This window comes from Grimontia celer (assembly GCF_900055185.1).
GTDB classification, from domain to species: Bacteria; Pseudomonadota; Gammaproteobacteria; order Enterobacterales; family Vibrionaceae; genus Enterovibrio; species Enterovibrio celer.
Genome location: NZ_FIZX01000002.1, coordinates 733101 through 754375 on the forward strand (window position 1 = coordinate 733101; position 21275 = coordinate 754375).

Below are 21275 nucleotides of genomic sequence, written 5' to 3' on the forward strand. Positions count from 1 at the left end.
TTTTATGGTTCGAAATTTGGGTCTATCGAAAAAATTCGAGTCATCAAGGCTAGAGTGCATAAAGTCGCCATGCTATTTGCCTTCGTTATTTATCACAAAAAGTTTACATCCTGTCGGCTGTCTAGCTGTTTCAGTACTGTGCTTCTCAATCACTCTTCTGTCTTTTATTCGTCTACCACTAACATCTTTTGTCTCTAACTTTATGTTTTTAAAGCGTTGTGTGCGGAGCTGTTTCAAGAACGAGAATCAACGCATTTATCGTAATGTTAGTTTGTTGTTATGACATGTAACGTTATATGTTAAATATTGTCATTATGTGTATCGTAACGGATTGTGAGGTTGTAATGAAACGAGTGTTTTGGCGAGTAGCAGTAGGTTTGCTTTTCCTGCCTATGAGTGTGATGGCAGAGGTCGAACTTAAGATTGCCACATGGCTTTCCCCAGCAGCGGCGATGAATAAAACCGTGTTGCCAACATGGGGGAAATGGATTGAAGAAGCGACTGAAGGGCGCGTTAAGATTGCTCTGGTCTATGACCTTGGAAGTCCCAACAGTCTGATTGACTTGGTGGAAGATGGCGCAGTAGATGGTGCCTGGACTTACCACGGTTATTTCCCTGGTCAGTTTAAACTGACGAGCCTCGCGGAATTACCTAACCATAATGCCGGATCAGAAGCGGTATCTGTCGCCCATTGGCGGATTCATGAGGATTACCTTGCTGAGGCAGGGGAACATGCTGGCGTTGAATTAGTGGGCGTTTTTACTCATGGCCCCGGCCAGATCCATATGCGTGAACCTTTGGAGAGCCTTGAGAATATCAAAGGCAAAAAAATCCGTGTGGGTGGCGGCATTCAGTCTGCAATCGGTGAGCGCCTCGGTGTTACCGGCGTCGCAGCGCCTGCTAACAAAATCTATGAAATGCTGACGCAAGGTGTTGTAGATGGTGTGTTTAACCCGATGTCGACTAAAACGACACTGAAACTCCATGAAGTTGCACCTTATACACTGAAGCTGCCTCATGGCATGTATTTGGGCAGTTTCGGTATTTTTCTGAGCGAAGATACGCTTGATGGGCTGTCTGAAAAAGACAGAGACGCCATTATGGCGGTATCCGGCGAGAAACTATCCGCAATGGCGGCGAAAGCATGGGCTGATGCTGACGACTACGCAGAAGGTGTCGCCCGCGAAAAAGGGAACCAGATTGTTGATGCATCTGATCAGGATTTGGCGTATTTCGCTGCGGTCACCCGCGACTTAGATCAGGCTTGGGTTGAGTCGGTCAAAGATCGTGATGTGGACGCCAAAGCTGCTTTGAGAGCAATCCGCGAAGAGGCTCACGCATATGAGGTCGGTAATGGTCAGTAATAAAACAGGCATTGGCCAGCACTACTGGTCATTGTTCCAACAAGGATGTTGTTACCTGTTTCCCTTGATGCGTTGGACAAGTGCTGTGGCACTGATAGGCATGATGTTATTAACTGTCCTTGATGTGTTGGGCAGATACCTTCTCGGCACTCCTATCTTGGGTGGCAGCGAATTGACTGGCTTCATGCTGTTGGTATTGGTCATGCTGATGTTGCCATTACTTGTTTTTAAAGATGATCAAATCCGGGTGGATTTACTCACGGATGCGATAAGTCCTGCGTTTGTCAAATGGGTTGAAAGGATTTACTCCTTTGGCCTCAGTATTGGCTGCATCTATCTGGCGATGAGCGTCTATAAATTGGCAGCACGTGCTGACAGAAAGCAATTGGTAACAGAGTACCTAGAAATTCCGGCCTCTTGGGCGATGTATGCGATTGCTTTCTGCTTGCTGCTGAGCGCTTTTGCCTTTTTGTTCAGAGGGATCTGCTCAACGGCGACCTTAGATAGCCATGTTGAGTCCTTGGAGGGTGAGCGTCATGATTAGTGCCCTGATTGGACTCACGATTGTTTTGCTGCTGTGTGTTCTGCGAATGCCTTTGGCTTACGCCATGACACTGGTAGGCGTCGTAGGATATGCCTCTTTACTAGATTTCAATTTCACTGCTGCCTTGACGATCAGTGCCCGCCGAATTGTCGATACCTTACAAGACCCAGCGTTGAGCGTGATCCCCTTGTTTATTTTGATGGGTAACTTAATCAGCCGATCAGGGATGTCTGTTGAATTGTTTCGGGCTTCTAATGCGCTGGTGGGACACCACCGCGGTGGTATGGCCATGGCGACCATCACGGCGTGCGGCGGTTTTTCCGCGATTTGTGGCTCTAGTCTGGCGACGGCAGCAACCATGGGTCAGGTGGCTATCCCTTCAATGCGTCGGTTCGGTTATGCCGACAGCCTGGCGTCTGCCTGTATTGCCGCTGGGGGGACGCTTGGCATCCTTATTCCTCCCAGCGTGGCTTTGATTATCTACGGTATTTTGACGGAACAAAGTATCCGTGAATTGTTTGCGGCAGGCTTCGTGCCAGGGGTGATGGGGATTCTATTGTATCTGGCGGCGGTGAAGTACGTAGTCTGGCGCTCGCCAGAGGCCGGCCCCCGTGGGCATGAAATGACGTCTCAGCAGAAAAGGGAGGCCTATAAAGGTATTGCCGGTATCGCCTCTTTGTTCACCATCATTATGGGTGGGATATATCTGGGGGTTTTCACACCCACCGAAGCCGCAGGTATCGGGAGTTTTGGTGCCTTGGTGATCGTTTATCTGCGTGACCTGCTTACCAAAAAGCTGCTGAAGGAAGTCCTTTTTGAAACGGCGGTGATGAGCGCAAAGATATTCTTTGTCGTGCTGGGCGCGTTGATATTCTCAAACTTTATCAACCGTGCGGGTCTTCCTGAGGGATTGGTGCATTTCCTGACCACTCAGGATCTTCAGCCCATGCTAGTGTTTTTGATGATCATCATGATTTACCTGATGCTTGGCACTGTGCTCGAAAGTATGTCGATGATGCTGTTGACCGTTCCTGTGTTTTACCCTGTGGTTCAAAGTATGGGCTTTGACCTGATTTGGTTCGGCATTGTGGTTGTGGTGGTCACGGAGATCAGCTTAATTACGCCGCCGGTTGGCATGAACGTTTTTGTGCTGAGCGGCATGTTCAAGGACCTTGATAATCGCACGGTATTTCGCGGTGTGATGCCATTTTGGGTTGCAGATATGGTGAGGCTTTTCGCCATTATTTTCATCCCCGCTTTGGCGCTGGGTTTACCTAATTTTCTTTATGGATAAATTTGTGTAACAGGGGGACGTTGTGAACCTGTCTATGCGAGAAACTCATGCAGTATTCCAGATTGCAGAGTGTTTGAATGCGGGCATGGAATGCTCGGAAATGCGCCAGCAAGTGGGTAAATGCTTGCTGGATCTTCTTGATGCTGATTACTTTGCTTCCTATGTATGGGACGGGCCGCGGTGCGGCTTTTCTCATCGCGTGGCGATAAATATGTCTGACGACAATCTTTCCCACTATGAAAGCTATTTTCAGTATCACGATCCTATTACGCCCAAGCTTCAGCAACGTAAACAGGCAACAGCAGTGAGTCAAATCATGCCACACAGTGCGTTGAAACAGACGGAGTTCTTCAACGACTTCCTGTCTATTGATGGACTGACGTATGGTCTAAACTTCCATGCCCATGATGGTCGCCAGAACATCGGCGACATCAGGATCTGGAGAAGTCGCAGACGCAATGACTTCACCAAAAGAGATGTGGAAATTGTTAGTGCAATGGGCACAGCTTTCACCAATGCCATGAAGCACGCAAGACCTAATGCATTTTCGAAAGAGGATGTCAGACCCGATGTTATCCCGGATATCAATGCATCATCGGGGATGGATGAAGACTTTCTGGTGGAAGAGTATCACCTGACCGCGCGTGAAGTGGACGTGTGCTTGGCGGTGATACAGGGGCTGTCTGATAAGGAAATAGCCCGACGATATAATGTCTCATTCACGACGGTAAGGACTCACATAAAGCATCTTTTTGAAAAGCTCAATGTGAGGGGGAGAACGCAACTGATTCACAAAGTACTGACTCATTGATAGAGAAGGATATACCCAAACAACCTGATTCTTTCCTTAGGTTGTTTGGGTATAAGGTGCATCTAAAAGAGGCGGCTCGGGCAATTATTGGGTTGCAGAGAGTATGGCTTGTTCCAGAATTTCTTGTTCGCCGATATGGTTGGCGAGAAGCAACACCAACTTGGCGTTTACCGTCATGACCTCTTCCGGAGGAAGAGAGTTATAAATGTTGGCGAGTGCTGCATAGAATGCATCTCCATCGGTGAAGTTCGGCTCGATATTCAATTTCATTGTGCTTTCTCCAGTTGGTGACCAAGTGCGCGCTGCATGGCTTCTGTTATGTCGTTAATTGCCGGCTGTCGCCAGCGTGCGGTGATCACCTGATCAGGGCGAAAGAGATAAGCCGTGCCTTCAGATAAGTCATATCTCTGGTGGAGCAATCCCTGTTTGTCTGTCAGTTTATTGATCCCTCGGACGCTTGCAGATTTTTGGTCGCGACTGATTAGCAGTACTTCCAAGTCGCTTATCTTTGCCAATTCAGCCAGAAGCTTATCCTGTTCTGTACTACCTTCTGCAATCATGATTACGAAATGATTGCCCACCCAATCGAGCAGCCAGGAAGCAACTTCGTGTTTGTTTACAGGCGCATCTAGAATCGGACTACCCGGAATCAACACATTATTGAATGTGTCTTTGTCGGGCGTATTTAACGTTGAATTGCGGTATGTGCAGGGTGTCGATAATCTGCCACTGTTAATCAGTGGGCGGGCAAAAGGGTAGCTTTTTGCCAGTTCTAGTGTCGCATTCCTCAGCACCTTGCTCATGATACTTTTGGGGGTGATGAAGTCGGTCGCGCGGGTAGAGTTGAGGATGTTTTCTTCTGCCGCGAACTGTCGCTCATCATTATAGGTACGAAGCAACAAGGGAGAGGCCGTTTGGTTCAGTACCCGGCATAGCTTCCAAGCTAAATTTTCAACAGATTGGACTGCTCCGTTTGCGCCGCGTGCACCGAAAGGGCTGACTTGATGTGCTGCATCACCGACAAAAATCACCCGTTTATGGATGAAGTCATCTATTTTCCGGCACTGGAAGGTATACACACTTGCCCACTCCAGGTCGAAGTTTTTGTCTGACCCCAACATGGCTTCGATACGGGGGCGAATGTTCTCTTCCCTCTTTTCCCATTCGGGGTCTGCATCCCACCCGAGTTGCAGGTCGATGCGCCAAACGTTGTCGGCCTGACGATGTAATAATGCGGACTGCTCAGGGTGGAAGGGTGGTTCAAACCAAAACCAGCGTTCAGTAGGAAAATCGGCTTTCATGACCACATCAGCGATCAGGAATCTGTCCTGAAAAACCTGTCCTTTACTTTCCAAACCCAGCTTGGTGCGAATAGGGCTGTTTGCGCCGTCCGCAACAATAAGGTAATCGCAGGAAATCTGATAAGTGCCGTCGGGTGTGTCGACGGTTAGAAGGTTGATGTCTGTTTGCGCATCAACAACCTGAACCTTGTTTTTCCAGCGAAGATCGACCTCTGATAGCGTCTCAATCACATCGACCAGATATTCCTCAAAGTAATATTGTTGGAGGTTGATAAAGGCTGGGAGCTTATGGTGTTCTTCAGGTAGTAGGTCGAACTCATAGACCTTTTCGTTACCAAAAAAAACCTTGCCCTTTTTCCATGTGATGCCTTTTGAAACCATCCGCTCTGCGCAACCATACCGATTCATGATTTCGAGTGTTCGTTTGGCGAAGCAAATGGCCCGCGACCCTACGCTGACGGTGTTGTTGTCATCGAGTACGACGGACTCGACTCCTTGCTTTGCAAGATCAATAGCCATGGATAAGCCCGCTGGCCCGCCACCGATAATCACGACCTTGTGATGAGTCACTGTGTCTGATTGCTGGTCTTTACTCATCGAATAGGAATAAACCGGATTGGTATACGTCGATAACATAAATATCCATTTAATATTGCTCTCTCATGAGATTAAATTTAATGCGCGATTTGATGAGGGATCAAGCAAGTCGGTGTATCGAATATGAGAGTAATTGGCGGTTTGTCGTCAAGTGTTATCGTGGTGATGTGGTTATAGTTCTGAATGTAAGCTATTTTTCTATCATAACTTACAGGTGCTGATTTGTAGGTCGTGTATCCCTGAGTCCTATTTATAAGATATTAGGGTAATCTATAAATTCTCGCATGAGATTATTTGCTATGTTGGTTTTAGGAATCAAATCACGTTAAAGGAACCTACCATGGCAACCAAACCATTTGCTTCATCTGCTGATTTAGGTGAAAAACAGGAAACACTTGAGGTATTAGCCGAAGGCGTTTACGCGTTAACGGCAGAGGGTGATCCCAATGTAGGCGCGATAGAAGCAGAAGACTTCATTATCGCCTTTGAAGCAAGAGCCACACCCAAAGCTGCTCAGGACTGGCTGACGATGCTGAGAGAGCATACGGACAAGCCCGTGAAATACTTGGTTTTGTCTCATTACCATGCGGTGAGGGTATTAGGTGCATCAGCTTTTGACGCGGAAACCATCATTGCGCATGAGAGCACGAAAATGCTTATTGAAGAGCGTGGCCAGCAGGATTGGGAAAGTGAATTCGGGCGTATGCCTCGTTTGTTCAGAGAGCCGGAAGGCATTCCGGGTTTAACACACCCGGACGTTGTATTTGACAGCCGCATTGAAATCCCGCTCGGTGGTGATCGCGGAAGCTTGATACTTGAACATTGTGGCCGAGGGCACACTGCGGGAGACATTGTTGCTTGGTTGCCTAAGCAAAAAATACTGTTTGCAGGGGACTTGGTTGAGGCCCAGGCAGCACTTTACACTGGGGATGCCTTCCACTTTGACTGGTCATCTCAAACTCTGGATAAAGTGAAATCATATCAAGCTGATATATTAGTCGGAGGACGTGGCGCGGTGGCGCGGGGTAACGATGCAGTCAATGCTGCGATTGAGCAAACCCGCGGCTTCTTAACGGGTATGTTGGACACCGTCGGAGCAGTGCATAAGCGCGGTGGAACACTGAAAGAAGCATTCGAGGAAACCCACACATTGCTCGCTCCTAAGTTTGGCGCATGGCCTATATTTGAGCATTGCTTACCGTTTGATGTAAAACGATTATGGGACGAATTTGAAGGTAAGGACTGGCCCGAAATCTGGACCGCAGAGAAAGATAGGGAAGTCTGGGACGCTTTACAGGATTAGGAATGACACAGAAAAAACATCGCACATTAATGCTCAACCAGTTTCTTCCTTATCGGATGGTGAATTTGGCTGATGGTATCAGCAACGCCTGCTCGAAAATCTATCGGGAAGAGTTTGATGTTTCTATTCCCGAATGGCGGATTCTTGCTCGGTTGGCTGAGCACGAAAAACTGAACGCCAAAGACATCGGTGATCTCACTTTTATGGACAAATCCCGGGTCTCCCGCGCGGTCAAATTGCTTGAAGAAAAAGGCCTTTTGCTGAAGGTAAAAGACAGCACAGACAATCGTGCGTCTTTCCTTTCGCTCAGTGAGTCAGGCCGTGATCTCTATGCGAAAATCGCTCCCAAAGCGCTGGATTGGGAAGCTGAGCTTATTGATGTACTTGATACCGTTGAGTACCGCGACTTCCTTCGCGTGATGGAAAAGTTGGATGCCCGCCTGGAGAAAATGAAAGGCTAGGGGCTGTTGACCTTTGGTGATGATTTTGCAGCAGTTTGTGGGGATTTTATGCTTTGTTGAGGTGTATTTGCTTAGAATGACTAGGCGGCACACACCTCGCCGCGCCTAAAATGCTTATGGTTAGAACAAAATTTAACCACCAAAGGTCAACAGCCCCTAGGGTCCATGTTTTTGCTTAACTATCAAACGTCCTATTCTTGTGTGTAAGTATGTACCGCAGAAATGCAAAACGGTACACATCATGCCACACAACTTCTTTGCCCATAATCCAGCGCTGACAATCCGCAATGCAGAAACCCCTTCTGAGAAGTCATTGAGTTCACGTCTCTGCCGCCATCCTCATTGTTGAGGATGGCGGTTTTTTCGTGCTCGTCTCATGCTGAGAAGGAAAGGAAGCATAATTCTCAGGAGCAAGAGATGACGGATAAGAGAGATGTACCGTTTACGTTAGAAAAGCTGCAGGCAGCATTTAAATCGGGTGAGTTAACCTGCGAATCCTACATCGACGCGGTTATCGAGCGCGCAGAAAGTCTGAACCACCTTAACGCTTTTATTACGGTTGACTGGGAGATGCTTCGAAAGGCAGCGAGGGACGTTGACCAGAGTGGAAAAGCAGGTGAAGGGCTCAATGGCATCCCTCTTTGCTTCAAGGATAACATTCAGACTGGCGTTCTCGCTGCGTCTGCTGCGACTAAAGCATTAGCGGGAAACATCAGCAGTGCTTCCGTCGTGGCTGAGCGGCTGTTGAGCAGTGGTGCCTTAGTGGGTGGCATGGGAAACATGCACGAGCTGGCCTTTGGTATTACGACTAACAATGGATATAGCGGCGCGTCGAAAAACCCGTGGAATACCGAGCGGATCCCTGGCGGCTCCAGCGGTGGTGTCGCTGTGGCGATTGCAGCTGGCATTATGCCAGCAGGCATTGGAACGGACACAGGAGGCTCCGTAAGGTTACCTTCTGCACTCTGTGGGATCGTTGGCTTTAGACCTTCTATGATGCGCTATCCATCAGAAGGGCTGGTACCTGTCAGCCATACCCGGGATACGGCAGGTCCAATGGCGAATACTGTCAAGGATTGCCGAATCTTGGATGCCATCATGGCGGGTAAAAACGACTCCGCCATTGATGAAGTAGCGAGTCTTTCTTCTATCAAGCTGGGTGTTCCCCGAGCCTATTTCTTCGACAATCTAGACCCTGAAGTAGGCAGATTATCTGAAGATGCCTTAAAGAAACTTTCTGATGCGGGAGTGACCTTGGTAGAGGCGGATATTCCCAATGTTGGTGAACTTGATGAAGCCTGCAGTTTCCCGATTGCGCTTTATGAATTTATGCAGGACTTACCTGCCTATCTTACCGCTCATGTATCACATATCAGTATTAAAGACGTCGCTGACCATGCTTTAAGCCCTGACGTGAGTGGATTGATGGCTTCGCTGATGTCTGATGGCGCGATGCCAGAATCCGTGTATCGAGACGCTATTAATGTGGTTCGTCCTAAACTCCAACAAACCTACGCAGACTATTTCTCGAAGCAAGGCGTGGATGCTGTCATCTTCCCAACCACTGTGCTGCCCGCCACACCTATTGGTGATGATGAAACCGTTGAGCTTAATTGCGAACGCCTACCTACCTTTCCAACTTTTATTCATAACACCGATCCAGGCAGCAATGCAGGTATTCCAGGAATAAGCCTGCCCATTGGCCTAACCCATGACGGCTTGCCTGTTGGTATCGAAATTGATGGACCTTTCAACAGCGATGAGCGGTTGCTATCGATCGCGGAAGCGCTGGAATCAGTCTTCAACTTTACGCAACGCCCCTGATCCACTCTTCATAGATGTAAGGAACACAACAATGAAAAGACGCGAATTTTTAACTTCGTCGATGAGTGCTGCGCTGCTGGCAGCGATTTCACCGACTTTTGTCTCAACCCGGGCTCTCGCTGCGGAGACAGTTAAACTCGGTGTGATGATTCCCCAGTCAGGCCCCGCGGGTCTTTTTGGCCCCTCCTGTAAAAACTGCACAGAAATGGCGGTTGAAGAAATCAATAAGTCGGGTGGCATTTTAGGCAAGCAGGTTGAAGTGTTTTATGCCGATGCTGGCGGTTCTCCTTCCGAGGCGCTGAAAAATGCGGTGCGCCTGTACAAAGGCGAAAAAGTGGATGCGTTTATTGGCATGCATGACAGTGCTGTGCGAGGTGCACTCACCAACTTGTTCAAAGGCGAGGTGCCTTACATCTATACGCCAATCTATGAAGGTGGTGAATGCGCAGAGGGAACTTATGTACTCGGTGAGACCCCTGCTCAGCAATTGGCGCCGGTCATTCCTTGGTTAGCAAAAAATAACAAGGTCAGTAAATGGTATTTGATTGGTAATGATTACAACTGGCCACGTGATTCGAATGCTGCGGCGAAAGATTACATTAAAGCAGCAGGTGGTGACGTGGTTGGCGAGGAATATCTGCCATTTTCAGCCGATAACTTCGACTCCAGCTTGGCAAAAATCAAAGCCAGTGGCGCTGATGCAGTACTGATCACTTTGGTTGGTGGTGCATCAGTGAGCTTTAACCGCGCATTTGCAAACTTCGGTTTGGACAAGCAAGCCCTGCGATTGGGCACCTTAATAGAAGAAAATACCCTAGCAGGTATTGGGGCAGAAAATGCTGCAAGACTTTACTCTTCATCAGGTTATTTTCAGAACATTAACTCGCCAAAAGCCGCCGCATTTGCTGAGCGCTACTACGAAAAGTTTGGCAGTGATGCACCTGCACTCAATGCATTAGGTGAGTCCTGCTATGACGGTGTCTATCTCTTCAAAGCCTTGGCAAACGAAGCAAAAGGCGTAGCGGCTGAAAAAATTGCCAGCGCTTCTGAGGGCGCGTCATTTTCTTCTCCTCGTGGGAACATGACGTTGACGAAGGGACATGTTGATAAAGATATCTATCTTGCGGAAGCCGTAGACGGCAGATTCCGCGTTGTTGAAACCTTTGAAAACGTGCCTAGCGGCAGTACCTGCAGTTAAAGGAGAGAGTGACGCACATGGATGTGTTGACCTTGTATATTTTGAACGTCATCTACAGCCTCTCAGTGTTGGCGTTAGTTGCAACAGGCCTTGCTGCTGTTTTCGGACTACTAGGTGTGATGAACATGGCGCATGGCGAGTTTGTCATGCTTGGCGCTTATAGCGCGCTGCTCGCAAGTCAATGGTCACTGCCTTGGCCTGCGGGCCTTTTGTTGGCTGTCATTGTGAGTGCTTTAGTCGGTGCACTAATGGAAAAGGGCCTCATCAGGCACCTTTATCAGCGCCCGTTTGACACCTTGTTGGCTACTTGGGGTGTTGCCATGCTCATCCGAAAAGGGATTGAAGCCCTTTTTGGTAGGGAGTACCAAAACGTACCTCAATACTTGCCAGGCACCGTCGATGTTGTTGGTGTTGATTACCCCGTTTATCGACTGCTCTTGGTGGTCTTGATTGCCGCCTTGATGACAGGCATCTACCTGTGGTTCAGAAAAAGCCCTGCCAGCCTCAAAATTCGTGCGATGGTAGACAACCCTGCACTGGCGCAGGCGGTGGGAATAAACACTGAACGCGTTGCCTTTTACACGTTTGTTTTCGGTGTCAGTACGGCAGGGTTCGCCGGTGCATTGATTGCACCTCTGGTGAGGGTCGACCCCTACATGGGGCTGGATTACTTGCTCTCCTCATTCTTCGCCCTTGTGATTGGCGGCCTCGGCAGCGTTGAAGGCCTGATTCTGGGAAGCAGCATGATTGGCGGCTTAGATCAGTCCCTCTCCAACCTGTTCGACAAGGTCGTCGGCTATACAGGTGTGCTTCTGCTGTCGATTTTCTTTTTATGGTGGAAACCCAATGGCATCATTTCGCAACGTTAATTTTTACGCGCTCGCGTTTATCTTCGCACTGCCTCTGTTTATCGATAGCTTTACTGCATATGAGGTTGGTCTCTATTTAATCTTCGGACTCGCAGCACTGGGCGTTGCGTCTTGTTGGGGACAGGCTGGTTTCTTGCCGCTTGGCCAAGCCGCTTTCTTTGGATTGGGCGCGTATCTTTATGGTTATGTGAATGTTGAGCAGGCATCGGTGTTCAGTGTCGTAGAAGGACTGTTTTTGGCACTTCTGGTACCGGCGCTGTTAGCTTTCGCGTTGGGAAAACTGGTGTTCTCACGTACTTCGAGTTCCGGCCCCTATTTTTCTTTGATCACACTGGCGGTTGCCATGTTGGCAACGCAATTAGCACTGGTTTTTGATGGTGTCACAGGCGGGTTTAACGGCCTTAATGGCATTAATGACATTCCAGGAACAGATCGTTACGAAAACCTGTATTGGGTGATTGCAGGCGCAGTGGCAGTTGTGCTTTTGTCCCTTCAGTATTTAGAAAACACGCCATTCGGACTTTTGCTTAATGCCATCCGTGATAATGAACAGCGTGTTGACTTGCTGGGTTACAAAAGTGACCAACTGAAAAGTATTGTCTTTGCCATAAGCGCAGCGGTTTCTGGGTTGGCGGGCGCGTTGTACAGTGTCCATCAGGGCATCGTTACGCCACAGGCTCTGGGCTTTTTCCTTTCGGCAGAGTTTGTTATCTGGGCTGCAGTGGGAGGACGTTTTACGCTAGTTGGTCCTATTGCTGGTGCTTTGGTGATGGGAATGGTGTCCAGTGAGTTGAAAGCGTCCTTCCCTTATTGGGAAGTGATAGTCGCATCTATTTTCATTGTTGTGGTGCTCTTTTTACCAAAGGGTTTGCTAGGTTGGTTGCCCGCGACGAAAAAGCGTATTGAGGAAGACAAGTTAGAAGAAGCGGTTTCTGGCTCGTCAGAAAAACGGGTGACGCTAGCCATTAACGATGTTTCAGTGTCTATCGGACCGGTGAATATCCTCAGTTCATTGGAGATGCGTTTAGGCGGAAAAGGTATTCAGTGCTTAATTGGTCCCAATGGCGCAGGAAAAACATCGGCATTCAACACTATGACTGGCGTGCTGCCGCTTTCTTCCGGAACGCTTGTATGGAATGGAGAACGCTTTAGTCCACGTAAGCCTTATGATGCTGCACGCCGGGGTATAGGTCGGAAATTGCAAATTCCCTGTGTGTTCCCATCGTTAAGCGTTGAAGAGAATATTCATTTGGCGATGTGGGCGAGCCGTTCGAATAAGAAATCATTATTCCGAGTCGCCAAATACGGAAAACGTTCTGCATCTTTAAACGCGCTTTACGAAGCGATGCCATTTCTTGAACAGGGTGAAGTCTTGGCCGGATCGCTATCGGTAGGGCAACGTCAAATGCTGGACTTTACGATGACCTGTCTTGCTGAACCTGACTTGTTATTGCTGGATGAACCCTGTGCGGGACTCTCACCTGTCGAGACAAAAACGCTCATCGACATCATCAAAAATTACATCGCCAGAGAGAGGAAACCTTGTGTGATTATCGAGCATGACATGCAAGTGGTGGAGAAATTGGCTGACGAAGTGCTGGTGATGAATCAAGGTTCTATGTTGTGTTTTGGCAGCTTTGATTTTGTTCGTGAGAACGAGGAAGTACGAGCGATATACACAGGAGGAACCAAGTAATGTCAGACAAAATTCTGGATGTGAAAGGTCTTTCCGGTGGGTATGGAGATATTACGATCGTCAGGGATGTGAACTTTTCAATCGGGAAAGGAGAGGTTGTGTGCCTTGCTGGTCGCAATGGTGTGGGAAAAACCACTTTAATGAAACTCTTGTCGGGAGCTCTGGCGCCCGGCAAAGGTCATATATGCCTTAATGGAAAAGATCTGTCGGGCTTGAATGCTTTTGAGCGACAGCAAAAGCAAATTAGCCATGGATTGCAAGAACAGTCAGTATTTAGTGGATTGACTGTTCGGGATAACCTTTCTTTGACAGGAAAATGGGGTAAAAGCTCACTCGTAGACCGCCTTCTTGAAGCCTTTCCTATCATAGAAAAGCGCTATGATGTACAGGCTGGAAAATTGTCGGGTGGCGAGAGGAAGTTGGTCTCTTTCTGCCGATCTGTCGTCGAAGATGGATTGATGACATTACTTGATGAGCCAACAGAGGGGGTACAGCCCGAAAATATCGAGCGAATGGGAGAGGTTATTCTCGAACAAGCTAAACAAGGAAGAAGCTTTATTGTGGCAGAGCAGAATCTATCACTGATTGAGCAGATCGCTGATGCCTGTTGGATGATGGACCATGGTGAGTTGAAGTCTCTTTTCCCTGCTTCTCCAAATTTAAGGGAGCGTATTGTCAGTGAGCTTCTTATTTAGTGATGTCATCAATACTAAAGTTGGCCTTCTTTGTTCTTCAATAAGTGAAACATTACAAAATACTAGAAACTTACGAGTAGGCACCTAGCCAACGAAGAGTTGGTTATTTCACCAAAAGCCGCTGATGAGAGTCAGTGGTTTTTTTGTCAGTTCAAAAAATAGTGAGGTCTCTAGTTTTGGAGAAGTCTAACGGCGAGATGCCTAATCAAGAGTCTTCTTTATGGAGGTTCTGCTACCCCTAATCATACGAGTAAGAAAATATTCAGGACTCAATGTCTCAATTATTAGAGCTGCATTGGAAGATTTCATCGCCAATTAATAAAATCAAGATAGTTTTATATTTCATTTCTCGCGTTCCTAAAAAGAACAAACAACAAACGGAGGAGCAGAATGAAGGAAACGCAATCAACGCTTATTCGTGGCTTCCATATCCTTGAAACAATTGTGAAAGCCGAAAAGCCACTTTCCAGTGTCTATCTTGCTGAAGAGTTAGAGCTACCAAAACAAACCGTTCATCGCATCGCGCAACAACTGGAAGAGGATGGATTGTTGCAGCGCGAACCTGATGGAAAGCGCTTCACCGCCGGCACTCGTTTGTTAGATTTGGCCAGAGCCACTCTTAAAAATTCTTCTATCAATGCACATCGCTATACCATTCTGAAAGAACTCTCTGATGAGATAGGTGAGACCTGTAATCTGACGATTTTGGATGGCTATGAAATTCTCTATCTGGAACGTGTTGAGACTAACTGGCCATATCGCATTCATTTGCCTGTCGGTGCGCATTACCCTCTGCATTGCACAGCATCGGGTAAGCTGTTCCTTGCAGACATGAAAGTAGCGACGCGCAAACGACTGTTAAAAAGCATGAACCTGACTCGCGAGACTTCGCAAACCATCACGGATCTCACTCAGTTGGAAGCGCATTTGGCGAAGATAGCCGAAGATGGCGTGGGTGTGGACTCTGGCGAGTTTCTTGATGATATGGTGGCAATAGCAGTTCCCGTGATAAACAACGATAACCGCGTCGCTTTTACTGTCGCCGTTCATGCACCTTCTGCGCGTAAAACAACAGAAGAGTTAAGACAGTATTTGCCACTGCTTCGCCGTGCTGCCCAGCGGTTAGCCGTTGCAGAATTTGGCATCGTCGAAGATTGAGTACAACTCGCTAATTTAGAGTCTGGTGAGCGAAAAGGGTAAATTGAAACCAAACAGCCAGCAGACTCTCCCCATTCCTGATGACGAACACTTTCTTCGACGCGGTCTAAACAGCCGGTTATTGCGCGAGACCATGGTCTTCCAAAACCATATCAGAGGCCTTTTCTGCAATCATGATAGTGGGTGCATTTGTGTTACCTGATGCAATTTCCGGCATGATTGAAGCATCTACAACACGTAGGTTCTTAACGCCATAAACCTGCAATCTTGGGTTTACTACCGCCATCTCATCAACCCCCATTTTGCAGGTACTGGTTGGGTGATAAATGGTTTGGCTGAATTCTCTGGCTGCTGCCAACAATTCTTCATCGGTTTGGAATTTTTCACCCGGCACATATTCGCTTAGCACATGCTCTGAAAGTGGAGGCGTACTCGCTATCTTTCTTGCGACTTTAATTGCATTGATGATCACAGTCTGGTCGCGCTCATCAGACAGATAGCAGGGCTGAATGGCTGGATGTTTTAAGGGATCTGTCGACGTGATTTTTACACTCCCGCGGCTATAAGGTCGAAGTTGACACACTGACGCTGTAAACGCTGAAAAGGGGTGTACGCCATCTCCGGGTTTGTCGGCGCTAAGCGGTTGCATGTGAAACTGAATGTCTGGACGCGTTAAGCTCGTATCGGACTGTGTGAAAATGGTAACTTGGCTTGCTGCCAGAGTGAGTGGACCTGTTCGGTTAAAGAGGTATTGCAGCGCCACCATCACTCGTTTCGTCAGACTATTCAATTCGTCATTGAGTGTGCGCTCGCTGGTTTTAAAGACCAATCTCACCTGAAGGTGGTCTTGCAGGTTTTCACCTACACCAGGCAAGTCATGAACAATCGCAATGCCAAGAGTGTTAAGCAGAGAAGCTGGACCGATTCCTGAAAGCTGAAGTAACTGTGGCGAGCCAATGGCACCTGCGCTAAGAATGACTTCCCGACTGGCCATAATTTGCTTTTTAGCACCCTCTTTGAGTACTTCAACGCCGGTGGCAGCTTTGTTCTCAAAGAGCACTTTTGATACATGGTGATTGGTGAGAATATCCAGGTTTTCCCTATGCTTAGCGGGACGCAAGAAGGATTTTGCTGTACTCCAGCGGAAGCCTTTATATGCGGTTTGTTGGAAGTAACCGACACCTTCTTGAACTTCGCCATTGCAGTCAGGGTTATAGGGAATACCCAACGCGGTCGCGGCGTTGATGAAGTGATCGGCAATCGGGCGGCGTAAGCGCAAATCGCTGACTTTCTGTGGGCCATTTACACCATGATAATCATTGGAACCGCGCTCCTGATCTTCTGACTTTTTGAAGTAGGGAAGCACCTCCTGATACGACCACCCCTGATTTCCGAGCGCTGCCCAATGATCATAATCTTCCGCTTGTCCTCGAACATACAACAGCCCATTCAGAGCACTGGAACCTCCTAACACTTTCCCTCTTGGCCACTGCAATTGGCGAGAATTGATACCTGGATCAGGTTCTGTGAGATAGCACCAATCCGTTTTTGGGTTGTGCATAGTTTTGAAATACCCCACAGGTATATGCAACCAGGGATTATTATCTTTCCCCCCGGCTTCTATCAAAAGGACCCGGATCGATGGGTTTTTAGACAGACGATTGGCGAGAACACACCCGGCAGATCCAGCTCCAACAACAATAAAATCGTAATGATTTGAAGATAATCCCATCTTTTCCTTTCTCCCTGTTCACGAGTCACTGTCATGTATTCAAGGCGAGATGCTCCCGACCCAGCGCGAAATCGAAAATTCTCAAACATTAAAATATGAGACTAGTTATCTCGATTTTTATAGTCAAGGCTTGAATTTTGATTTTTCTATGCCATAAATGGAATGTTCCGGTTCATTTTTTAACCATTCTTTAACATGGAGTGGTTGAAGCGTTACCAAAAACACGGAGCAATAACTTTCCACTGAACGTTGGATTGCTTGAATTTCAGAGCGTGATGATTGAACGCAGAAGGCTCTGTTTGAGAACGCAAATGTGGGCATGCCAGCGTAAACGTTTGAGCGACAGCCAACACAAAGGAGTGCGAGCATGAGCAAAAATCGGGAAAAACTCACGCGGCGAGATTTTATGAAGGTGTCAGCCCATTTTGGGATGACCTCGACCCTTATCGCAGCAGGTACTTTGGGAGCAGGTGCCACGGTATCTTCACTGGCACGAGCAGCCGAAAGTACCCAAAAGGAACGCTATTCTGCGCCCCCTAAATTTCAACTTAAATTTGGTGCGTCCGGGTTTAACGAGAAGAACCTCGATATTCAAAAGTCGGCGCAGCTTTTCTTTGCAAGAGATCTGGAGGAGCGGACAAACGGCGCAATTCGCGTTGAGTTCATTGGCAGCAATCAAATATGCGGGCAAACCAATTGTGTGAAGAAAACACAGCAGGGCATCATCGATATGTATTCTGCATCAACCCAAAACTCAGCGGGCGGTGCGCCGTACCTCAATGTGTTGGATTACGCCTACATGTTCCCTTCCCGCGCATCTCAGTTTCATTTTTTCTACAGCAAGAAAAGCGAGCCCCTGTTTAGAGAGCCGTTGCGCCAGCGTCATAAAATGCAATTCCTGTTTACCCATTGCGAGCTGCGAGGTATCCAGCTTGGCTTGAAATGGAAAGACAAGCCTCTCGTCACGTCGATCGACCAGTTAGCAGGTACGAAAAACCGTGTGACGGGTACGCAACTAGGGCGTATCGCTATGCAGTTGATGAACCTCAACCCAGTACCGATTGCTTGGGAAGAAACCTTGGATGGTCTGAAACAAGGGCTTATCGATGGGGCAGAAACTTGGATGGGGGCGGTGGCTTATGCGGGTATGGCACCAGTGGTCTCGCAGTGTGTTGACCTGAAATTCTTCTCAGGGACTGAGCACACAGCCATGAGTCTACCGGTGTTTGATAAGTTGGGATCCGATCTTCAGGATGATGTGATGGAATCTGCGTACGTCGCTCAGATTTTCACTCAAGGCATGAATGAGGCCGCACTGACTGACGTCATCGGTGCCACTAACCCGCCACGGCCGGGCACTATCTTTGCTGAGAACAATACGCGAGTCGCTACTTTGTCTGATGCTGAACTTCGTAAAGCAGAAGAAATGTGTTCGCCAGAGTTTAACCCAGAACCTTGGGAACAGTGGCGTGACCGTTTGAATAAGTGGTCGGGTGGACACGATACCTACCAAGAAATCTACGATATTGCGCGAGAAATTCCGCGCGACACTTCCGCCGTTAATGTGCCGCCACAACGCTGGTGGATGAGCTAAATAGGGTCGCACAGTGTCTGCTTGCTGATGTGAAAACACATCCGCAAACAGGCCTGTGCGTGTCTTTACTTCAAACTCTGTGAGGTCAGCATGAAACCGCTACAAACCTTGCTCAAATGGTTAGATGAAAATACGGAAAAGGTCATCATCTTGATCACTTACTCAAGTATGGCCGGGATTATTTTTGTGGAGGTTGTTCGGCGGTTTTTGTTCAACCAACAAGTGCCCTGGAGCACGACAGTGCCTGTACTGCTTTTCTTGTGGGTGACTTGGTTTGGTGCTTCATACAACATCAAAAAACGTACGCATCTTGCGTTAACCGAAATTCGTTCGCGACTCTCCTACAAACATCAATTTTACTGCTTGGTTCTAGATGCGGTGCTCTGGATTGCCTTCGCCATCATCGTGATCTATCACGCAACGAGTCAAACCTACATTGCTTATGACAATTTCGCCATTGTGGGTGGAACGGATGATGTCATGGAGTGGTGGTTTTACTTAGCAACGCCACTTGCTTGGGGGCTGATCGTCATTCGTGTGTTACAGAACCTAGCTAAAGACATCAAGCAATATCAGCGTAAAGAGCCTTTCGTGCTCCAAGCATCACTACTGGATTAGGAGCAGGATATGGAAGACGGCACTCTCATTGCGCTGATTTCTCTCGGTGTCACACTGCTATTTATCATCGGCGTTCCGATTTTTCTCGTGATTGGTTTTTGGGTTGTAGGATGCAGCCTCGTTATCGATTTCACCCTTGCCAACATTGGCGTGACCTTATTTGAAGGTTTGAACTTCTTTGGCTTACTGGCATTGCCACTCTTCATCATGACAGGAGACTTAATCAATGCTGCCGGTATTGCCAAGCGTATGTCTGATTTTGCCTATTCCATTTTAGGATGGGTGAGAGGGGGCTTGGGAATGGCCACCATTGGTGCGTGTGGAATGTTCGCGGCTATTTCCGGTTCCAATGCCGGGACGACAGCGACCATCGGTTCCATCATGCAGCCAGAAATGGCGAAGAATAACTATGATGAACGTTTTGCTGCAGCTACCGCTGCGGCGGGCGGAACTGTAGGTATCATTATTCCGCCAAGCATCATCTTCATTGTTTATGGCTTTCTGCTCGATCTTTCGATCAGCGACTTGTTCGTTGGTGGAATGCTGCCGGGCTTACTCATGGTTATTGCAATGCAGTTGGCGTGCTACATCGTCTGTAAGAAGAATGGATGGGGTAACCTAATCAAGTTTGAGCCCAAGCGTATCTTTCAGACTGGTTTAAAAGCTTACCTCGGCTTAATTGCCATCGGTATCGTGATATACGGCATCTATTCCGGAGCCTTTTCTCCGACTGAAGCAGCCGGTGTTACGGTGGGTTTTTGTTTGATAGCGGGCGTGCTGATCACGCGACAAATCAAGCTGCGCGAGTTGCCGAACATCTTACTGCGTTCAGGGCAAATCACGGGCATGCTGGCACCACTGATCGCGATATCCGTTGTGATGCAACAGTTACTGTCCCTCTTGGGCGCAGGTGAAGTGGTGCGTGGATGGATGTCTGCCATTGGTGACCCGACGTTTGTTTTGATTGCCTGCATGATGTTGGTTTTGTTGGCCGGAACGGTGTTAGAAAGCCTGCCAAACACCATCATTCTTGCGCCTATTCTGGCGCCAATTGCTTACAGTGTGGGGGTGGATCCGATTCATTTCGCCGTGATCTTCTTGGTTGGTGATGCCATTGGATTTATCACGCCGCCTTACGGGTTGAACTTGTATGTTGCCAGCGGGATCACGGGAATACCGTATTTCACCATTGTGAAATACGTAATGCCTTACCTGTTTGCACTGATGGTGGCATGGATGATCATCGCTTTCTGGCCGCCGCTTTCGACCTATCTTGTGCAGTTTTCAGCTGTGGGTTAGGGAGCTCGACCTTAAAATCTATTGCTGTGCTGACAAATAAAAACGGCGCTGTTATTTACCCAAACGACCTGAAGATGCTCGCATTCAGAGGTCGTTTGGGTATCTAGCGCCGTTTTTACTTTTTACTGTTAATGGGGGCATTCATTCCCAATACGCTACCTTGAGGGAACCCTGATGAATGAAGCTACCTCCTGGATCTTAGGGAAAACCTCTTTGATTAAGCGATTTTCATCCCATTCGCTCGTTTTAAATATGGCGACAATACAGGCTATTATTTCTTTGTCGTAATTCAGAATGGGTACAGAAATGTTTATCTTTCCGTGACTTATCTCTTGATTGGTTATGCAATATCCATTTTGCTTAAACTTCTGCACTTCATTCTTAATGTCCTCTTCATTTGTCATTGTCAGCGGCGTGAATGGCCTTTTGATTTCCTTATCCAAAATTGAGTCGACCTTATTATCACCAAAAGTGGAAAGGAATATTCTCCCTGAACTTGTACAGTAAATAGGCACCGTAAAGCCTGGATAGTCGTTGGGGTAGGCTTCGGTGATACTTTGCAGCGGAATGAGATAAACCACTTTTTCTTGATGGTAGACACTGACACCAACGCGCGCATCCAGATTCTGACGCAGATTGACAATGTGTGGGTTGATGGCGCTCACCAGATTGTTCTGACTAAGGTAACTACTTGCTGGAAGAAGCATTTTTAAGGAGAGCTCATATCGCTTTGAGGTTGGACTTTTCGTCAGGTATCCCAGCTCCTCAAGGGTATAAACATACCGTTGAACTGCACTTTTCCCCATCCCTGTGACCTGAACAAGTTCGGTCAAACTCAAGCTTTGCGTGGTCACATCAAAAGCTTCAATAATTTCAAAGGCTTTCTTAACTGAGCCAACAAATAAGCGATTCTCCAT

General features: G+C 47.8%; 19 protein-coding genes. 15 read left to right on the forward strand and 4 right to left on the reverse strand.

The window, feature by feature from the left end:
* Positions 1–344 precede the first annotated feature (344 nt).
* Genes GCE9029_RS13505 through GCE9029_RS13520 form a run of 4 tightly spaced genes read left to right on the forward strand, consistent with a single transcriptional unit; the run spans position 345 to position 4013 of the window.
* Positions 345–1364 carry a TRAP transporter substrate-binding protein gene (locus tag GCE9029_RS13505; RefSeq protein WP_062663758.1) on the forward strand — a complete coding sequence of 340 codons (1020 nt, stop codon included), beginning with the start codon at positions 345–347 and terminating at the stop codon, positions 1362–1364.
* Positions 1354–1908: a TRAP transporter small permease gene (locus GCE9029_RS13510; RefSeq protein ID WP_062663760.1), complete on the forward strand. Its 555-nt coding sequence runs from the start codon at positions 1354–1356 to the stop codon at positions 1906–1908. Before GCE9029_RS13505 ends, GCE9029_RS13510 begins: the two co-directional genes overlap by 11 nt.
* On the forward strand, positions 1901–3202 hold the full coding sequence (locus GCE9029_RS13515) for a TRAP transporter large permease (protein ID WP_062663762.1): 1302 nt from the start codon (positions 1901–1903) through the stop codon (positions 3200–3202). The genes GCE9029_RS13510 and GCE9029_RS13515 overlap by 8 nt, the downstream gene beginning before the upstream one ends.
* A gap of 22 nt (positions 3203–3224) precedes the next feature.
* Positions 3225–4013, forward strand: coding sequence for a response regulator transcription factor (locus GCE9029_RS13520; protein WP_231870101.1), 789 nt, complete (start codon positions 3225–3227; stop codon positions 4011–4013).
* An 84-nt stretch (positions 4014–4097) separates the two neighbouring features.
* Here GCE9029_RS13520 and GCE9029_RS13525 read toward each other — a convergent pair whose 3' ends face one another.
* Positions 4098–4283: a DUF2783 domain-containing protein gene (locus GCE9029_RS13525; protein ID WP_062663765.1), complete on the reverse strand. Its 186-nt coding sequence runs from the start codon at positions 4281–4283 to the stop codon at positions 4098–4100.
* The gene (locus GCE9029_RS13530) at positions 4280–5950 is read right to left on the reverse strand and encodes an FAD-dependent oxidoreductase (protein ID WP_062663766.1); all 1671 of its coding nucleotides are present in this window, start codon (positions 5948–5950) and stop codon (positions 4280–4282) included. The genes GCE9029_RS13525 and GCE9029_RS13530 overlap by 4 nt, the downstream gene beginning before the upstream one ends.
* A gap of 301 nt (positions 5951–6251) precedes the next feature.
* Here GCE9029_RS13530 and GCE9029_RS13535 point away from each other — a divergent pair, with 301 nt between their 5' ends.
* The 8 genes from GCE9029_RS13535 (at position 6252) to GCE9029_RS13570 (ending at position 15115) form a co-directional block, all read left to right on the forward strand.
* Positions 6252–7214 (forward strand): MBL fold metallo-hydrolase, encoded by a 963-nt coding sequence (locus GCE9029_RS13535; RefSeq protein ID WP_062663767.1) that lies wholly within the window; start codon positions 6252–6254, stop codon positions 7212–7214.
* 2 nt (positions 7215–7216) lie between these two features.
* Positions 7217–7675, forward strand: a complete 459-nt coding sequence (locus GCE9029_RS13540) for a MarR family winged helix-turn-helix transcriptional regulator (protein ID WP_062663768.1) — start codon at positions 7217–7219, stop codon at positions 7673–7675.
* Between the two features lie 417 nt (positions 7676–8092).
* Positions 8093–9499, forward strand: a complete 1407-nt coding sequence (iaaH, locus tag GCE9029_RS13545; RefSeq protein WP_062663773.1) for an indoleacetamide hydrolase — start codon at positions 8093–8095, stop codon at positions 9497–9499.
* 31 nt (positions 9500–9530) lie between these two features.
* Positions 9531–10697 carry a substrate-binding domain-containing protein gene (locus tag GCE9029_RS13550; RefSeq protein WP_062663774.1) on the forward strand — a complete coding sequence of 389 codons (1167 nt, stop codon included), beginning with the start codon at positions 9531–9533 and terminating at the stop codon, positions 10695–10697.
* Between the two features lie 17 nt (positions 10698–10714).
* Positions 10715–11566 (forward strand): branched-chain amino acid ABC transporter permease, encoded by an 852-nt coding sequence (locus GCE9029_RS13555; RefSeq protein WP_062663775.1) that lies wholly within the window; start codon positions 10715–10717, stop codon positions 11564–11566.
* A complete protein-coding gene (locus tag GCE9029_RS13560; RefSeq protein ID WP_062663776.1) occupies positions 11544–13262 on the forward strand; it encodes a branched-chain amino acid ABC transporter ATP-binding protein/permease in 1719 nt (572 codons plus the stop codon). The genes GCE9029_RS13555 and GCE9029_RS13560 overlap by 23 nt, the downstream gene beginning before the upstream one ends.
* Complete coding sequence (locus GCE9029_RS13565; RefSeq protein ID WP_062663778.1) at positions 13262–13957, forward strand: ATP-binding cassette domain-containing protein; 696 nt, start codon at positions 13262–13264, stop codon at positions 13955–13957. The genes GCE9029_RS13560 and GCE9029_RS13565 overlap by 1 nt, the downstream gene beginning before the upstream one ends.
* Positions 13958–14347: 390 nt before the next feature.
* Positions 14348–15115, forward strand: a complete 768-nt coding sequence (locus GCE9029_RS13570; RefSeq protein ID WP_062663783.1) for an IclR family transcriptional regulator — start codon at positions 14348–14350, stop codon at positions 15113–15115.
* 118 nt (positions 15116–15233) lie between these two features.
* On the opposite strand, the gene GCE9029_RS13575 is transcribed toward GCE9029_RS13570, so the two are convergent.
* Positions 15234–16847 carry a GMC family oxidoreductase gene (locus GCE9029_RS13575; protein ID WP_062663785.1) on the reverse strand — a complete coding sequence of 538 codons (1614 nt, stop codon included), beginning with the start codon at positions 16845–16847 and terminating at the stop codon, positions 15234–15236.
* Between the two features lie 430 nt (positions 16848–17277).
* Between GCE9029_RS13575 and GCE9029_RS13580 the strand changes: the two genes are divergently transcribed.
* The 3 genes from GCE9029_RS13580 to GCE9029_RS13590 all read left to right on the forward strand — a co-directional run bounded on the left by GCE9029_RS13580 (position 17278) and on the right by GCE9029_RS13590 (position 20358).
* Entirely contained in the window at positions 17278–18441 is a 1164-nt protein-coding gene (locus GCE9029_RS13580; RefSeq protein WP_062665673.1) for a TRAP transporter substrate-binding protein, read from the forward strand.
* Positions 18442–18531: 90 nt separating this feature from the next.
* On the forward strand, positions 18532–19059 hold the full coding sequence (locus GCE9029_RS13585) for a TRAP transporter small permease (protein WP_062663787.1): 528 nt from the start codon (positions 18532–18534) through the stop codon (positions 19057–19059).
* Positions 19060–19068: 9 nt separating this feature from the next.
* A complete protein-coding gene (locus tag GCE9029_RS13590) occupies positions 19069–20358 on the forward strand; it encodes a TRAP transporter large permease (RefSeq protein WP_062663789.1) in 1290 nt (429 codons plus the stop codon).
* Between the two features lie 155 nt (positions 20359–20513).
* Here the strand turns inward: GCE9029_RS13590 and GCE9029_RS13595 are convergent, their stop codons facing one another.
* Positions 20514–21275 carry an IclR family transcriptional regulator gene (locus tag GCE9029_RS13595; RefSeq protein WP_062663791.1) on the reverse strand — a complete coding sequence of 254 codons (762 nt, stop codon included), beginning with the start codon at positions 21273–21275 and terminating at the stop codon, positions 20514–20516.

What these genes read in the sequence shown, in the direction of transcription:
- GCE9029_RS13505 (WP_062663758.1), top strand. Translation starts at nt 345, where the DNA reads ATGAAACGAGTGTTTTGGCGAGTAGCAGTAGGTTTGCTTTTCCTGCCT.
- GCE9029_RS13510 (WP_062663760.1), top strand. Translation starts at nt 1,354, where the DNA reads ATGGTCAGTAATAAAACAGGCATTGGCCAGCACTACTGGTCATTGTTC.
- GCE9029_RS13515 (WP_062663762.1), top strand. Translation starts at nt 1,901, where the DNA reads ATGATTAGTGCCCTGATTGGACTCACGATTGTTTTGCTGCTGTGTGTT.
- GCE9029_RS13525 (WP_062663765.1), bottom strand. Translation starts at nt 4,283, where the DNA reads ATGAAATTGAATATCGAGCCGAACTTCACCGATGGAGATGCATTCTAT.
- GCE9029_RS13530 (WP_062663766.1), bottom strand. Translation starts at nt 5,950, where the DNA reads ATGTTATCGACGTATACCAATCCGGTTTATTCCTATTCGATGAGTAAA.
- GCE9029_RS13535 (WP_062663767.1), top strand. Translation starts at nt 6,252, where the DNA reads ATGGCAACCAAACCATTTGCTTCATCTGCTGATTTAGGTGAAAAACAG.
- GCE9029_RS13540 (WP_062663768.1), top strand. Translation starts at nt 7,217, where the DNA reads ATGACACAGAAAAAACATCGCACATTAATGCTCAACCAGTTTCTTCCT.
- iaaH (WP_062663773.1), top strand. Translation starts at nt 8,093, where the DNA reads ATGACGGATAAGAGAGATGTACCGTTTACGTTAGAAAAGCTGCAGGCA.
- GCE9029_RS13550 (WP_062663774.1), top strand. Translation starts at nt 9,531, where the DNA reads ATGAAAAGACGCGAATTTTTAACTTCGTCGATGAGTGCTGCGCTGCTG.
- GCE9029_RS13555 (WP_062663775.1), top strand. Translation starts at nt 10,715, where the DNA reads ATGGATGTGTTGACCTTGTATATTTTGAACGTCATCTACAGCCTCTCA.
- GCE9029_RS13560 (WP_062663776.1), top strand. Translation starts at nt 11,544, where the DNA reads ATGGCATCATTTCGCAACGTTAATTTTTACGCGCTCGCGTTTATCTTC.
- GCE9029_RS13565 (WP_062663778.1), top strand. Translation starts at nt 13,262, where the DNA reads ATGTCAGACAAAATTCTGGATGTGAAAGGTCTTTCCGGTGGGTATGGA.
- GCE9029_RS13570 (WP_062663783.1), top strand. Translation starts at nt 14,348, where the DNA reads ATGAAGGAAACGCAATCAACGCTTATTCGTGGCTTCCATATCCTTGAA.
- GCE9029_RS13575 (WP_062663785.1), bottom strand. Translation starts at nt 16,847, where the DNA reads ATGGGATTATCTTCAAATCATTACGATTTTATTGTTGTTGGAGCTGGA.
- GCE9029_RS13580 (WP_062665673.1), top strand. Translation starts at nt 17,278, where the DNA reads ATGACCTCGACCCTTATCGCAGCAGGTACTTTGGGAGCAGGTGCCACG.
- GCE9029_RS13585 (WP_062663787.1), top strand. Translation starts at nt 18,532, where the DNA reads ATGAAACCGCTACAAACCTTGCTCAAATGGTTAGATGAAAATACGGAA.
- GCE9029_RS13590 (WP_062663789.1), top strand. Translation starts at nt 19,069, where the DNA reads ATGGAAGACGGCACTCTCATTGCGCTGATTTCTCTCGGTGTCACACTG.
- GCE9029_RS13595 (WP_062663791.1), bottom strand. Translation starts at nt 21,275, where the DNA reads ATGGAGAATCGCTTATTTGTTGGCTCAGTTAAGAAAGCCTTTGAAATT.